Source organism: Membranihabitans maritimus (genome assembly GCF_021729145.1).
GTDB classification, from domain to species: Bacteria; Bacteroidota; Bacteroidia; order Chitinophagales; family Saprospiraceae; genus Membranihabitans; species Membranihabitans maritimus.
Window position 1 is genome coordinate 92,626 of record NZ_JAJSLW010000014.1, and the last position, 14,894, is coordinate 107,519.

The 14,894-nt window shown below is 39.6% G+C and carries 10 protein-coding genes; all 10 read left to right on the forward strand.

Annotated elements, in window-relative coordinates; all coding sequences use genetic code 11:
- The first annotated feature begins 77 nt into the window (after positions 1-77).
- The 10 genes from LVD47_RS23760 to LVD47_RS16690 all read left to right on the forward strand — a co-directional run bounded on the left by LVD47_RS23760 (position 78) and on the right by LVD47_RS16690 (position 14,873).
- Positions 78-206 (forward strand): hypothetical protein, encoded by a 129-nt coding sequence (locus tag LVD47_RS23760; RefSeq protein WP_255785244.1) that lies wholly within the window; start codon positions 78-80, stop codon positions 204-206.
- Positions 203-1,876 carry a sodium:solute symporter family transporter gene (locus LVD47_RS16650; protein ID WP_236978950.1) on the forward strand — a complete coding sequence of 558 codons (1,674 nt, stop codon included), beginning with the start codon at positions 203-205 and terminating at the stop codon, positions 1,874-1,876. Before LVD47_RS23760 ends, LVD47_RS16650 begins: the two co-directional genes overlap by 4 nt.
- Positions 1,869-3,272: a glucuronate isomerase gene (uxaC, locus tag LVD47_RS16655; protein ID WP_236978951.1), complete on the forward strand. Its 1,404-nt coding sequence runs from the start codon at positions 1,869-1,871 to the stop codon at positions 3,270-3,272. Before LVD47_RS16650 ends, uxaC begins: the two co-directional genes overlap by 8 nt.
- A 4-nt stretch (positions 3,273-3,276) precedes the next feature.
- Entirely contained in the window at positions 3,277-4,116 is an 840-nt protein-coding gene (locus LVD47_RS16660) for an SDR family oxidoreductase (protein WP_236978952.1), read from the forward strand.
- Positions 4,117-4,159: 43 nt separating this feature from the next.
- Positions 4,160-5,632, forward strand: coding sequence for a GH39 family glycosyl hydrolase (locus LVD47_RS16665; RefSeq protein ID WP_236978953.1), 1,473 nt, complete (start codon positions 4,160-4,162; stop codon positions 5,630-5,632).
- 179 nt (positions 5,633-5,811) lie between these two features.
- Entirely contained in the window at positions 5,812-6,555 is a 744-nt protein-coding gene (locus tag LVD47_RS16670; protein WP_236978954.1) for an RraA family protein, read from the forward strand.
- Between the two features lie 277 nt (positions 6,556-6,832).
- Positions 6,833-7,852 carry a mannonate dehydratase gene (locus tag LVD47_RS16675; RefSeq protein ID WP_236978955.1) on the forward strand — a complete coding sequence of 340 codons (1,020 nt, stop codon included), beginning with the start codon at positions 6,833-6,835 and terminating at the stop codon, positions 7,850-7,852.
- Positions 7,853-8,021: 169 nt separating this feature from the next.
- Complete coding sequence (locus tag LVD47_RS16680; RefSeq protein ID WP_236978956.1) at positions 8,022-11,009, forward strand: SusC/RagA family TonB-linked outer membrane protein; 2,988 nt, start codon at positions 8,022-8,024, stop codon at positions 11,007-11,009.
- Between the two features lie 24 nt (positions 11,010-11,033).
- A complete protein-coding gene (locus LVD47_RS16685; RefSeq protein WP_236978957.1) occupies positions 11,034-12,746 on the forward strand; it encodes a RagB/SusD family nutrient uptake outer membrane protein in 1,713 nt (570 codons plus the stop codon).
- A 15-nt stretch (positions 12,747-12,761) separates the two neighbouring features.
- Positions 12,762-14,873, forward strand: coding sequence for a glycosyl hydrolase 115 family protein (locus tag LVD47_RS16690; protein ID WP_236978958.1), 2,112 nt, complete (start codon positions 12,762-12,764; stop codon positions 14,871-14,873).
- Positions 14,874-14,894: the final 21 nt, after the last annotated feature.

Here is a 14,894-nt window from a genome sequence, read left to right on the forward strand (position 1 = left end):
TTATCTTATTGGTCTTTGTTTTTTCATTTTACATTTGTTTTGTGGTAAAGAGTATGTGTAATATAAAATACTGAATTATGATGTATATGCGGTTGGGTTTTGTTCGTTGTTTTGTGTTGTCGGCATTAACGAATGGCCGGGAGTTGCCGCTTGAATTTTTAGATCTATATGATGAAATTGTTGCCATTAAAGTAAGGACGCTATGACCTCATTAGTCACATTGGATTATATAGCTATTTCCCTCTATTTGATATTGATGGCGGGAATCGGAATCTTTTTCAAATGGTATGTCAAGGATATAAACGCCTATACCAAAGGATCAAATACTATTCCATGGATAGCAGCAGGTGTGAGTAATTTTATGGCTTTGTTCAGTACTTTTGTTTTTGTAGCGTATGCCGGGATTGCCTATGAACACGGATTAGTCTCGGTAACAGTATTTATGAGTACGATTCCCGCATGTATTATAGCGGCTTTATTTTTTGCAAAAAGATGGCGACGCGCTGGAGTATCAACACCCATAGAGTACCTGGAAACGCGATTTAATCCGACCGTACGTCAAATTATTGGATGGGTGGGGATTGTCATGCGGATTTTGGATAATATGGTACGGTTGTATGCAATCGGGATATTTTTAATTGCTGTTACTCCACTTTCATTGCCAACGGCCTTGATTATTTCGTCCCTTATCGTTATAACATTCACTTTGTACGGCGGAATTTGGGCTGTATCAATTATGGGCACGGTTCAGTTTGTTATTTTAATTTTTACATCACTAATATTGTTTTTTCTCTCGATTAATCATGTGGGAGGTATCAATACTTTGATGGCCGAAGTCCCTGATCATTTTAATTTTTTCAATGGTCCGAAAGGCGCATTTTTCTGGCTGATAGTCTATTACATCATGATTATTATAAAATATAATGAAAACTGGATTTTTATCCAGCGGTTTTATATAGTAAAGGATGAAAAAGCGGCTCAAAAAGTGGGATATCTTACGGCAGCACTATTTTTCATATTCCCAATCGTTTTTATGATACCCCCAATTGTAAGTCAGGTCATTATGCCGGATTTGCCTGATAAAGAAATGGCATATGTGGCGATATCCAGCCGGCTTTTACCTCCTGGGTTGATGGGGGTAATGATTGCATCAATGTTTGCCGCTACCATGTCTTCATTAAATTCTGAGTACAATGTTATTGCCTCGGTACTTTCGAAGGATGTGTACCAACGATTGGTCAATAAAAATGCTACGGATCGCCAGATGTTAATGGTTGCTAAATTGTCTACTGTTCTAGTTGGGTTATTAGTGCTAATAGGGGGCTTGTTTATCAAAGATTTTGGAGGTGCATTTGAGGCTAACAAATTGTTTACGGGAATTTTTGCTATACCGATTGGGATTCCACTCGTACTCGGAATTGTAAATCGCCGTGCCACACCCAGGGGGGCTATGTATACAGTAATTCTCGGAGCCGTTGTGGGTATTGTATTAAACAGTATGCCTTCGGTTTTTTCCTGGGAAATGGCTACGTTGATTGAAACAGTATTTTGCCTGGTAATTTTCTATGGATCATCATTTCAGAATATTGATAATCAAAAATATTTGTCAAAAGTTTCGGGATTATTTAAAAGGCTGAATACACGAATTGCTATTCCTCCGGCTATTGATCCGGGATTTTACAATGCACTGACAGTTCTATATGCGACATCACTCGTGGTATCGGGAGCCCTGTTTGTAGGTATGGGGATTCCGGCCATTAGCGATTACAGTGGAGCACTATCGGTCACCTCGGGGTTAGTTTGCTTTTTTATAGGAGGTTTAATGTGGTTTTTTACAAAAAGAAAAGAAGTTACTAAAGAGAAAATAGATGGTTAATAAATTTATACATAAAGATTTTTATTTACACAATGAACTTGCGGAGCAGCTATATCACGACTTTGCCAAAGATCTGCCCGCAATTGATTTTCACAATCATCTAAATCCGAAACACCTTGCAGACAATAAAGTGTTTGGAGATATAGCTGAAGCCTGGATTGTCTCTGATCCATACAAGCATCGGGCGATGCGAATTTGTGGAGTGGCAGAGCGCGGTGTTACTGGAGAAAGTTCAAGTTGGGAAAAATTTCTCAACTGGGCAAAAGTTGTACCTCAAACTGTAGGAAATCCGCTATTCCTTTGGTCTTCATTAGAACTTAAACGTGTCTTTGATATTGACGAATCATTATCTGAAGAGAATGCAAAGGAGGTTTGGGAATACTGTAATAAAGAATTGCAAAAGGAAGGATGCGGCGCAGTCAATATTGTGAAAAAGTTTAATATTGAGGTCCTCTGTACTTCAGATGACCTGTTGGATGATTTGAAACCACATAGTGAAGTATCAAAAAAAAGAGGAATTGAAGTATTCCCTTCGTTGAGGGGGGATACTATACTGGCTTTTGACCAGCCTTCAATGTCGAAATGGCTGATAAATTTGGAAGAGAAATTCGGGAGTGGAATCAGTAATTTAGACAATTTTAAGGCCGCAATTATAGAGCAATTAGATAAATTTTCTGCAGGAGGCTGCCAATTAGCTGACCATGCCATTGATGGTGGTTTTAAATTTCACCATGATGAATCGATGAATGTATCTGATATTTTTACAAAATGGATAAAAGAAAGACAATTGGCTGGCGAAGAGCTTTTGGCCTTGAAGAGGCATTTACTATCTTTTTTGAGTATGGAATATTCAAAAAGAGATTGGATTCTTCAATTACACATAGGAGCTCAGCGATTTACCAGTAGTCGGTTAAGGAATTTGGCAGGTGCGTCAGGAGGGTATGCTGGAATTGGCCGAACATGTGATATCGCGGGTTTGTGTAATTTCTTTGATCAACTGGAGAAAGAAAGTAAACTTCCTCGACTAATACTATATACGCTCAATTCTTCCGACAACGAGGTGATGGCAGCTATAACCGGTTCATATACGCAGGATGGTGTGTGGGGAAAGGTGCAGTTTGGACCAGCCTGGTGGTACAATGATCATTATTCGGGTATAAAGAGTCAACTATCTGTAGCGGCTAACTATAGTTTGATATCGAAGTTTATAGGTATGACTACGGATAGCCGCAGTGTGTTTTCCTTTTCCCGGCATGAGTATTTTCGGAGGATTCTTTGCGGACAAATTTCAGAATGGGTAGAACAAGGGCATTTGCCACATGATATAGACCTGTTATCTAGATTGGTACAGGACATCAGTTATTTCAATAGTAAAAAATGGATTTTTAAAGATTAGATAAATGAGCAATAAATTGGAAAATAAAGTAATAGTAATTACCGGTGCAGGTGGGACTCTGTGTTCTGAAATGGCCAGGAATTTGGCTGATCAGGGAGGGCGGATAGTGTTGTTAGGCCGAGATTTGGATAAATTGAAGAAAGTTGAAAATGAAATTAAGGATACAGGTGGTGAGGCGTTATCAATTAGTACTGACATTACAAATGAAGGACAGGTGGAAAAGGCTGGAAAAATAACGGTAGAAACCTTTGGTCCTTGCGATATTTTGATCAATGGTGCCGGTGGCAATCAGCCTGATGCAGTAACTACTACCCGGGAATTTGAGAATAGGGAATTGAATGGGACAAATGGGATACGTGGTTTTTTTAATCTCAATATGGAAACATTCAGAAGCGTAGTAGATACCAATACCATGGGAACAGTAATTCCCTGTCATGTATTTGCGAGGCAAATGGCAGGGAGTGGAGGAGGTAATATTGTCAATATTGCTTCTATGAACAGTTATCGTCCCCTCTCCAAGGTAGGTGCTTATGGAATGGCCAAGGCTGCTATTATGAATTTTACGCAGTGGCTAGCAGGATATTTAGCTCCTGCACAGATAAGGGTAAATGCTATAGCTCCCGGATTTTTTCTCAATGATCGTAGCCGAAAATTATTGACTACGCCAGACGGTTACACAGAAAGGGGAGAAAGTATTATCCGGCAGACGCCCATGCGAAAATTCGGGGAAGCGTCGGAATTAACGGGTTGTTTGAATTGGTTGATCGATGACGAAGCAGCAGGATTTGTAACAGGGATTACAATTCCTGTAGACGGTGGGTTTTTGGCTGACTCGGGAGTGTGAAATTATTTTAAGTGAAACAAGTAATGTAGAAAAAATGGTATCAATGAAAATCAAATTTAAAATTTCGTGTTTGGTAATGGCCTTGGCATTATCAGTTTGGTGCAATGCCCAAACTAAGGGAGATATAAACTATCCATTAATAGGCACGGTTCAATCCCGTAGCTCCAATGAAATAGTCGCGTCCAATTGGGCAATTGGAGGGGAAACTATGGACAGGGATTACTCTGATTACAATGAATGGAAACAATATCTGGGGCCTCTCGGTGCTAAAAAAATTCGACTGCAGGCCGGTTGGGCAAAATGTGAACCCCGGAAAGGGGAATATAATTTTCAATGGCTGGATGAAATTATCGATGATGTTATTGCTCAGGGGATCGAACCCTGGTTACAAACTTCTTACGGAAATCCTATTTATGAAGGAGGAGGTGACATATATTTATCGGGGGGATTCCCGACCTCTCCTGAGGCTTTGAAAGCATGGGACAATTGGGTGACAGCATTAGTCAGAAGATATCGGGGAAGGGTAAAGATTTGGGAAATCTGGAATGAGAGTGATTTAAATGCCAAAAATACCCCGGAAGCATATACCAAACTTTTTATCCGAACGGCAGAAATCATTCGAAATGGAATACCGGATGCTACCATTTATGCCCTTTCTTTAGCGGGGCCGGGTAATGTAGAATACGTAAAGTCATTTCTGGAAACGTTGAAAGAAAAAGATAAACTTAACCTTGTCGATGAAATCACTTTACATGGATACTCATTCAGACCTGAAGATGTGTATGACCGCTATTTCAGGATGAATCAAATGGTACAATCCTATTCAGATAAAATAAAATTGAACCAGGGAGAATTAGGTGCTCCTTCGGAGAACCAACCTATGTATGCCCTTAATAGTTATGACTGGACGGAAATTTCACAATCCAAATGGTTATTACGAAAACTATTGGGTGACTTGGGGCATGATTTCCATTCCTTGTACTTTACCATCATTGACCTCAATTATATAAGAAGATATAGAAGAGAAAACAATGAGGTTATAGAATTGGAAGAACCAATACGTACGGTCAATACGAAAGGACTTATTAAAGCCAAAAAAGATAATTCGGTTGATTACCTAAAACCTTCGTATGGTGCATACCAAAATATAACTTCTATTTTTGACCATTCTTTGGTTAGAATACCCAATTATCCTTATTCCTCATCCACGGACCTTTCTCTTTCAGTGTATGGATACGCCCTTAAAAACTTCGATTATCAAGTGGTCACTATTTGGGAGAATGGAGATACTCCAAATAATGAATTGGATAAGACGAATATAGATTTTGAATTTAATAAAGGAAATTTTGAAGATCCCGTATATATAGATATGCTAAATGGAAAAATATATGATATACCGGATGCTGATTGGGATAAAAATGGTACCCAATTCAATTTTCGAAATATTCCTGTCTATGATTCACCTATTCTAATAGCCGAAAAAAGTGTGATCAGGATCGAAGAAATTAATAAATAACGTGAGTTCGACAGAGAAAATAAGAGCCCTGAAGGGGCGAAATATTATTAACCCTGGGTGCCAACCCAGGGTGGAAAACAAGTAAAATCGTCTATTCTGGCATTGATTTTTGCATTTTTAGCAAAAATAATGACAGAATCAATTATTCGTCAAGCTGACGTTAAATAAAAATAAATTATATGAGTACCGATCAATATAAGAAAGAAGTGAGTATGATGAAGTTGGATCGTTTGATCGAGCTTCGGGAAAATATTCCGGATATAACATTTCCTATCGATGACCAGGCATTATTAAACCGATATGAAAACCTATATAGCGGAGCGATCAACGATGTACTTCGAGAATTCGGACGTATGGATCGTGCATTGCCCAACCGGATTATGCCTCTCAGGGAATATAAAACCATTGCAGGATTTGCCTTTACGGTAAAAAGTGCTCCCACTACAGTGGTGCGGGGTGAAATGGAACACCGGACACGAATGTTGGATGCCATGCATGAAAATGCCTTTGTAATTTGGGATACGAGCAACGATAACAAATCAACTTCCTGGGGAGGTGTAATGACAGCTACTGCAAAAGGAAAAAAGGTGAAGGCAGCATGTGTTGATGGAGGTATTCGGGATACACACCAGATTCTTGGAGCGGATTTTCCGGTGTTTTACCGGTACCGTTCTTCCAACGGGGCATTGGGTAGATGCTTGATTACGGATTATCAGGTTCCATTGGAGATTGGAAATGTTTTGATTAAACCGGGTGATGTAATCATTGGGGATGTCGATGGTGTATTAGCCATTCCCCGTGAAATCGCATTTGAGGTTTTGGAAAGAGCAGAAGAAATCAGGGAAAACGAAAAGAAAATTTTTGGATGGGTCAAGGAGGGCCGGTCTGCAAAGGATATAACGGATAAGGGAGGGTATTTTTGAATTATTACGGCAAATTTCCCAAATGGATCGCTTCGCGGAATTCGCTCATACAAAGAACAGATAACCTGAAATTGAATACAAAAAAATAATGATAAGTCTAGAAGGGCTAACAACAATGTAAAATTAGCCACGAATGCACGAATGGTTGTCCATTGGACAACCCAAAATATTCGGGAGCGATTTATTCGTGCCCACCTGAGGTCGGCAGGCATTCGCGACTCTTGAAAACCTGAATGTTCAGTAGCTTCATTTTAGTTAGATAGAAAAAAATTAGACGATGAAACTTTCCATGCTTTTACCACCCAAATACGACGCTCGTAAGTGGACCCTTGCGAAGCAAATAGGTGTGGATTATGCTATTACCAAAGCGATACCTTCCCTGTCGGGGAAACCGGCGCCGTACGATTTTAAGGCATTGAAAAGTATTCAGGAGGAATTTGATGATGCGGGGTTGCAACTTTATGGATTAGAAGGTGATCAATTTGATATGTCGGCGATAAAACTCGGATTGCCGGGGAGGGATGAATGGATTGAGAAATATCAGACGATGATACGGAACATGGGACGCCTGGGGATCCCGTTGTTGTGTTATAATTTTATGGCATCCATAGGTTGGTTTCGGACCCGGGTGAATGTCCCGGAGCGAGGAGGAGCACTTTGTAGTGAATTTGATTTCAAAAAGGTTCAGGATGAATTGGTTGATGAGCACTTGCAGATTACTGAAGATAAGCTATGGGATAACCTCTTTTATTTTTTGGATGCGGTATTACCCATTGCAGAAGAAGAAGGTGTGCAAATGGCTCTCCATCCGGATGATCCACCTGTGAGTCCACTTAAAGGTGTGGGGAGAATTCTAACGAATGCGGCTGCTTTTGACAGAATTATAGAGAAATACCCGAGTTCTTCCAATGGAATTACTTTTTGCCAGGCCACTTTCCGATTAATGGAAGAAGATCTCAAGTCTATTTCGGCTCGATGGATTGAGGACAACAGAGTCTTTTTTATCCATCTAAGGGATGTGGAAGGCGATAAATACAAGTTCCGGGAGACCTTCCACGACAATGGCCCGACCCCTATGGCCGAACTTCTAAAGCATTATTACGACTGTGGTTTTGAAGGTCCCTTACGGCCTGATCATGCTCCGGCCATGTACGGTGAAATACAAAAGGAATTTTCAGGAGGGATATCTGCGGGTTATGAGATAATGGGGAAGGTTTTTGCCATTGGATACATTAAAGGAATCTTGGAGACATATGTAAATAATAAAACTGATGCTATAAGACATGAGATAGTATAACAACCTGAAAATATAATTGACTTCTATGAAATTGGATATTTCGGATAGTGATATGCTATTTGAAAATGAATAATTAATGGGATTTTAAAATAAATTAAATGATGGAATTATGAATGATTACATTTCTTTAAATTACAAAAGGGGCAATCCTAAGCGGCTTTGCAGAAATATGGTAATAGTAATAACACTGTGCCTTATTTCTACAGGGATTTTTGCCCAGGAAATTACAGTGAACGGAAGCGTACAAGATGCTTCCGGAGAACCGGTGATAGGAGCTACCATTTTGGTAAAAGGTACTACGAATGGGACGACGACAGATATTGACGGACAGTATGAATTAGCAAATGTGGGTGCGGATACGGTATTGGTCTTTTCATATGTGGGAATGAAGTCGCAAGAAGTGATGGTCAATGCTCAAAATCGAATCGATGTTGTTCTGGAAGAAGGTGCGATAGGATTAGAAGAAGTAGTGGTAGTAGGATATGGTACGCAACGAAAGAGTGATCTAACAGGTTCGATAGCTTCAGCCGATATAGAGGCTTTCAGGGAATCTCCGAATGTAAATATTATGCAATCTTTACAGGGTTCGGTACCTGGTGTACAGATCGGTCAGGTGAATCAGGCCGGAGAAGAACCTTCGATTCAGGTTCGGGGCCAGAGTACATTAAACGGTAGCACATCTCCACTGATAGTAGTGGATGGGATAATATTTCGCGGTAGAATTGCCGATTTAAACCCTGCAGATATCGCATCCGTAGATGTATTAAAGGACGCCAGTAGTAAAGCGATTTACGGGGCACAAGCTGCAAACGGGGTGATTTTAATAACTACGAAAGAAGGTAAAGTATCCCAAAAACCCACCATTCAATATTCGGGGTCCATTTCTACCCAAAATCCGACAGTAGATGCAAGGATATTGAACAGGGAAGAAGTGTTGCAAAAAATAAAAGATATAGAATATAGAAATGCGTATTTGGGGCCAGGCTATACAGAACCCAATCCTGATTGGGAATTTGACCAATCGGAACTTTTGCCCAAACTTTTATCCGGAATAGAAAACGGAACGGATTATGACTGGTGGGGTGCACTTACTTCACCGGGTCATATAATGAATCATGTGTTGAGTATATCGGGAGGATCGGAGAATACTAATTACTATTTATCCGGTGGTTATACGGATCAAAAGGGATTTATTTTGAATGATAATTATTCCCGGGCAACGGCGCGTATAAATATCGAAACTGATCTTACAAATTGGTTGACAGTAGGTACGAATACCTATGCTTCCTTTGCCGATTTTTCCGGTGTATATCCAAACATAAATGGTATATCCAGAGGGACATCTCCCCTGGTTGCCCCCAAGGACCAAAATGGAGAATTAATAGTGAATCATTTGGGAGATAATAATGTTAACCCGTTTTTGAATGCACAAGCAGATGACAGGGATTTGAATAACAGAGTTTCCGGAAATTTATTCGCGAAAATTAAAGTACCTCAAATTAAAGGTTTGTCATATCAATTGAATTTTAATAATAATCTAAACTGGTTTTCGCATTCTACAAGTAATATTTACGGAGCAGGGTTGAGTGGTGCAGCCAGTAAAGCACACGCATCCAATTACGATGTCATGTTGGATAATATCCTTACCTATAATAGAGAATTTAATAATCACAGTGTAAATTTCACCTTGGTAGCAGGATATAATAAGGTCAAATTTGATAGGACTTATGCCGGAGGAGAAAATATCCCTAATTTAAGTCTATCTTATAATAGCCTGGAGCAATCTATTATTCGCGAAATCAATTCTGATGCCTGGGAACAGGTATCCACTTACCAAATGGGTAGATTTAATTACAATTTTAAAAATCGGTATATTCTCACCGGAACCCTGCGAAGAGACGGATTTAGTGGGTTTTCAGCAAATAACAAGTTTGGATTATTTCCATCACTCGGAGCGGGTTGGGTAGTGTCTGAAGAATCATTTTTTAGCATGCCGAATATTAATTTCTTGAAAATTAGAGCTAGTTATGGCCAAAATGGGAATCAAGCAGCACGATATAGTTCTCTTGCAAGAGTCTTGTCATCGGAAAGTAATCATTATGTATATGGGGATGGTTCCGGTACTTCGCTAGGGCTGTCTCCTGCTTCATTGGCAAACAGTGATCTTTCCTGGGAGACATCAACGGGATTAAACCTGGGTGTAGACTTTGGGGTAATTAATGAAAGGGTCCGCGGAAACATAGAGTATTACTCCACGGCTACTACAGATTTGTTATGGGATTTGCGATTGCCACAAATTACTGGTTTTTCCCAAATAACCACGAATCTAGGAAGAATTGAAAATAGAGGCTTTGAAGTGTCCTTACAAACTATACCTGTTCAGAAGAAAAATTTTAGATGGAATCTAAATCTGAATTTTTCGCGTAACCAAAATAAGATAGTTGAATTATTACAACTGGACAACAACGGAGACGGTAAAGAGGATGATCTTGTAGCCAGTGGTTTGTTTATTGGGGAATCAATTGGCACTATTTATGGTTACGAAATTGATGGGATTTGGCAAGTCAACGATGAAATTCAGGAGGGATTTTCCCCGGGAACATACCGTATAGTGGATCAAAATAATGATGGTGCTATTAGTGCATCTGATGATCGTGTGATTTTGGGGAGATCAGAACCTGCCTTTCGGTTTGGTATTCAAAATACCTTTCGATACAAAGGCTTAAGTCTACGCATTTTTGTGAACTCAATACAGGGTGGCAAAAATGGATATCTGGGCGCGAATCATCCATCAGGGGTTGCGGGAACACCTGGGACAGCCCAGAACTCTAATTGGTTTACTTTTTACGATTATTGGTCTACATTAAATCCGGATGGAAAGTATCCCAGAACATGGGAGGCTGCTCAAATTAAGCCTTCGCAATATTTTTCAAGAAGTTTTGTAAGACTGCAAGATCTCTCATTGTCTTACAGTTTCAAAAAGTCTACACTTGAACAGATTGGAATTAATAATACAAAAATATATGTCAGTGGAAAAAATGTCCTGACTTTGACAAAGTGGGACGGCTGGGACCCTGAAACCAATCAAGGTATTGGAAATGCCAATGCATTTCCCTTAATGAAGGCATATACTTTGGGCTTGGATATATCATTTTAGAAGTTATTTCAAAATATAAGAATCATGAGTTATTTCAATTATAAATTAAGATTAATTTTTCTGACGATACTCTTCCTTTCAGTATATTCTTGCGATGAGCAAGAATTTATTGAAGAAGTACCACTAGACTTTTTTAGTCCGGAGAATTCCTATCAAACGATAACAAACTTTGAAAGTGCATTGACGGATCTATATGCGAGGGTACGTAATATTCATTATGGTGGGAATAATCAAAACTATTTTGCTCATTTTCTCGCTACTGATGTCGCTAAACACGCCAGAGGAGATGCCAATCGGTTTGGAGATTATGATGTATGGTTGGTCCCGACCAACGGCATGGTTGAGTTTCATTGGGATAATTGGTATAAAGTGATAGCCAATGCCAATACAATTATTTCAAGACTTCCAGATTCTGAATTAACCGATGACCAAAAGGTAGCAATAGAGGCAGAAGCCAAATTTTTCAGAGCATTATCTTTTCGATATTTGGTATATTTATATGGTGGTGTGCCCTTGCTTTTGGATGAAGTCAGTTCACCTAAAACAAATTTTTCTAGAGCAACGAAAATAGAAGTTTTGAATCAAATTATAGAGGATGCTCAAGTAGCAGCAGACCAGCTTCCAGATATTAGTGAAGTAGTGGATGGTAAAGTTTCCAATCTCGTTGCACATCACTTGCTTGCAGAAACATATATTTCTTTAGAAAATTATGATAGAGCTGTAGCAGAATTATCCATTGTAATTGAAGACCCTAATACGTCTTTAATGACTGACAGATTTGGAAGTAAAGCCAATGAAAATCCTATAGATGAATACCTGGATTTGGGTGAAGGAGATGTGTATTGGGATTTGTTCCAGCAAGGGAATCAAAATAGGAGCAGTGGAAATAAGGAAGCACTTTGGGTCGCTCAAATGGAAATTGATGTGCCCGGGGGCTTTTTGGAATCTTCCGGAGGAAGCAGAAATAATTTGGAAAGATGGGCAGGTCCGGTACCTTGGCTGACCTTTCAGGATCCTGATGGGAATGAGGGTTCATTAGGTTTTGGACAGTCAAATTATAACTCAGGCGGAAGGGGTGTATCTTTTATGATGAATACAGATTTTTATCTAAACGATTTATGGGAAGATGATTGGAATTCAGATATCCGCAATGCCTCTCACAATATTATTCGGGACTTTGTATATACAAACCCTGAATCGGTTTGGTTTGATTCAAGTGCAGTAAAGTATCCAAGCCCGACCTGGATAAACCAAAATTGGAGATGGTACCCGTACCCATCCAAAATTACGACCGCTCATGATCACCCGGATGCGTTGTTTGAAAACAAGGATTTGGGTACTTTAAAGACTACCGCTGGGAGTACCTATAGGGATATGTATTATTTGCGTTTGGCAGAAACGTATCTGCTAAGAGCTGAAGCATATTTGCGTCAAGGGGATTTGGTCAATGCCGCAAATGATATTAATATGTTAAGAGAAAGATCTAATGCCACACTTATTAGTGAATCGGACGTAACGTTAGATTATATACTGGATGAAAGGGCCAGGGAACTCGTATATGAAGAACAACGACGGATCACTTTACATAGAACAGGTACCCTGGTGGACAGGGTGCGTAAGTACAATGATTTAAACGGTGATGAAATCAAGGATCATCACGAATTATGGCCCATCCCTTTTGATGAAATAGAAGCAAATAAGGATGCTGTTCTGGAGCAAAATCCTGGCTATAATTAAAAAAAACGGTTTATAATGTCAAAAATATTAAATCTTATTTGGTGTCTATGTGTCGTAGCATTGGTTGCTTGTAAGGATAAAATTAGTTTTACTTTGGTTTCCGCTGATGTTCAAAAAAGTATTTTAGTTTCACCTGACGAATCCAATTTTGTAAAACTTGCAGCAGAAGATTTGATTTCCGACGTGGAAAAAATTACAGGGCATAGACTGAAAATAGTGAGGGATACAAAAGACTGTAAGAAAGGCTGTGTTTATATCGGATCATTGGACAATCCTGAATTTAGAGAACAATTACTATCTACGGATAATAATTTTTTAGACCTAAAAGGTCAATGGGAATCATACAAAGTGAAAAGCACAGATAGGGATTTGTATATCGTTGGTAGTGACGCCCGAGGTACCATGTTTGGTATTTATCATTTTATCGAAGAATACCTGGAGGTAGATCCGTTGTATTTCTGGAAGGATCGCGAACCGGAGAAAAAGGAGGTGTTGGCATGGGATAATGTGAATATCGAACAGAATGAACCTTCTTTCCGCTACCGGGGCTGGTTTATTAACGATGAGGACTTACTTACAGAATGGAAGAACGGAGGTGGTACACGCAATATTGATTATCCATTTTATAGCCAGGTAGTACATCCCGATATTATGGGGAAATTAGTAGAATCTATGGTGCGGCTACGGTATAATTTGATTATCCCGGCGAGTTTTATCGATATTAAAAATCCACCCGAACGCAAATTAGTGGATATTGCAGCATCAAGGGGTGTTTTCCTCAGTATGCACCATATAGAACCACTGGGTGTAAGCGGTTATACATTTTTTAACTATTGGAAGGAACGAGGTAAGGATTATAAATTCTCCTATTATAGTCATCCTGAAGCTCTTGAGGAAGTATGGACTGAATATGCTAAGGAATGGTCAAAATATGAGAATGTAATTTGGCAGATAGGACTTCGGGGAGTAGCCGACCGTCCAATGTGGATGGCGGATGACAAAATCCCTCAGTCGGATGCGGACCGGGGAAAATTGATCTCTGATGCTATGGAAGCTCAGATGGATATTATTCGTTCTGTTGATCAAAGGGGTGAAATCCCTGTAACCACAACTCTTTGGATGGAAGGTTCTGATCTCAATAGGGAAGGACACCTTGATTTTCCCGATGGGGTGACAGTTGTTTTTTCAGACAATAGCCCCGGTTGGCAAATGCAGGAAGACTTTTTTAATACGAAAAGGGAGCATGGACGAAAGTATGGAATATACTATCACCACCAGTTGTGGGGAACCGGACCTCATCTGGCACAAGGGGTGCCACCCCATAAGGTTCATGAAATTATGAAATTAGGCAAAGATCACAAGTCTGATGATTATGTTGTCTTAAACGTATCAAATATAAGGACGTTTGTACTTGGACTGGATGCTTCCGGTGAAATGTTACATAATTTTGATGAATTTGACCCTCAGATATTTATGGAAGAGTGGTGTGCTGAGAATTTTGGTTCGGCATCCGGGAAAATCCAAGCTGCTTATCAACAATATTTTGACAGCTATCAGATGCATGATCAAACAAATGCCCCTGTTCTTCTAGATGGTCAAATCAGGAGAAAAGTCCTGCGACTTCTTAATGGATGGGAGGACCGAATGAAAAATGAGGAGGAAAATGGTGCTATTGCAGGCGTAGATATGAACTGGACCCACCCATATTTAGTCGATAAACGATGCGGAGATTTGACCTTTCAACAATTGGAAAAAAAAGTGAAAGAACAACGTGTCGGATTGGAAAAAGCCGGGGAAATGATAGAAGAAGCTTTGTCAGAATTGAATGACTGGGAAAAATATTTCCTTGAAGTCAACTTGCTTTCGCAACAAAAAATACTTTTGGGCTTTACCCGGTGGATAGAAGGGGTGGTGGCAGCAGTGAAGGCCTATGAGTTGGAGGGAGATAAAACCCAATGCAGGGAAGAGCTGGATAAGGCTATTAGCGCCTTTGATTTAGTTCATAAAGGACAGGCATTTAATTCGAGGGGAGAGAAATGGAAAAATTGGTATCGCGGTGAGACAAAATTCAATATTGAGGAATGTGAGGAGCGGACCAGAGAATTTCTAGAAGACATGAAATTTTGACTTCAGGAAGGGTTGATTTTT

Bases quoted from the DNA above. Each gene is read 5' to 3' on its own strand.
- LVD47_RS16685 (WP_236978957.1), top strand. From the start codon at position 11,034: ATGAGTTATTTCAATTATAAATTAAGATTAATTTTTCTGACGATACTC.
- LVD47_RS16675 (WP_236978955.1), top strand. From the start codon at position 6,833: ATGAAACTTTCCATGCTTTTACCACCCAAATACGACGCTCGTAAGTGG.
- LVD47_RS23760 (WP_255785244.1), top strand. From the start codon at position 78: ATGATGTATATGCGGTTGGGTTTTGTTCGTTGTTTTGTGTTGTCGGCA.
- uxaC (WP_236978951.1), top strand. From the start codon at position 1,869: ATGGTTAATAAATTTATACATAAAGATTTTTATTTACACAATGAACTT.
- LVD47_RS16690 (WP_236978958.1), top strand. From the start codon at position 12,762: ATGTCAAAAATATTAAATCTTATTTGGTGTCTATGTGTCGTAGCATTG.
- LVD47_RS16665 (WP_236978953.1), top strand. From the start codon at position 4,160: ATGAAAATCAAATTTAAAATTTCGTGTTTGGTAATGGCCTTGGCATTA.
- LVD47_RS16670 (WP_236978954.1), top strand. From the start codon at position 5,812: ATGAGTACCGATCAATATAAGAAAGAAGTGAGTATGATGAAGTTGGAT.
- LVD47_RS16680 (WP_236978956.1), top strand. From the start codon at position 8,022: ATGGTAATAGTAATAACACTGTGCCTTATTTCTACAGGGATTTTTGCC.
- LVD47_RS16650 (WP_236978950.1), top strand. From the start codon at position 203: ATGACCTCATTAGTCACATTGGATTATATAGCTATTTCCCTCTATTTG.
- LVD47_RS16660 (WP_236978952.1), top strand. From the start codon at position 3,277: ATGAGCAATAAATTGGAAAATAAAGTAATAGTAATTACCGGTGCAGGT.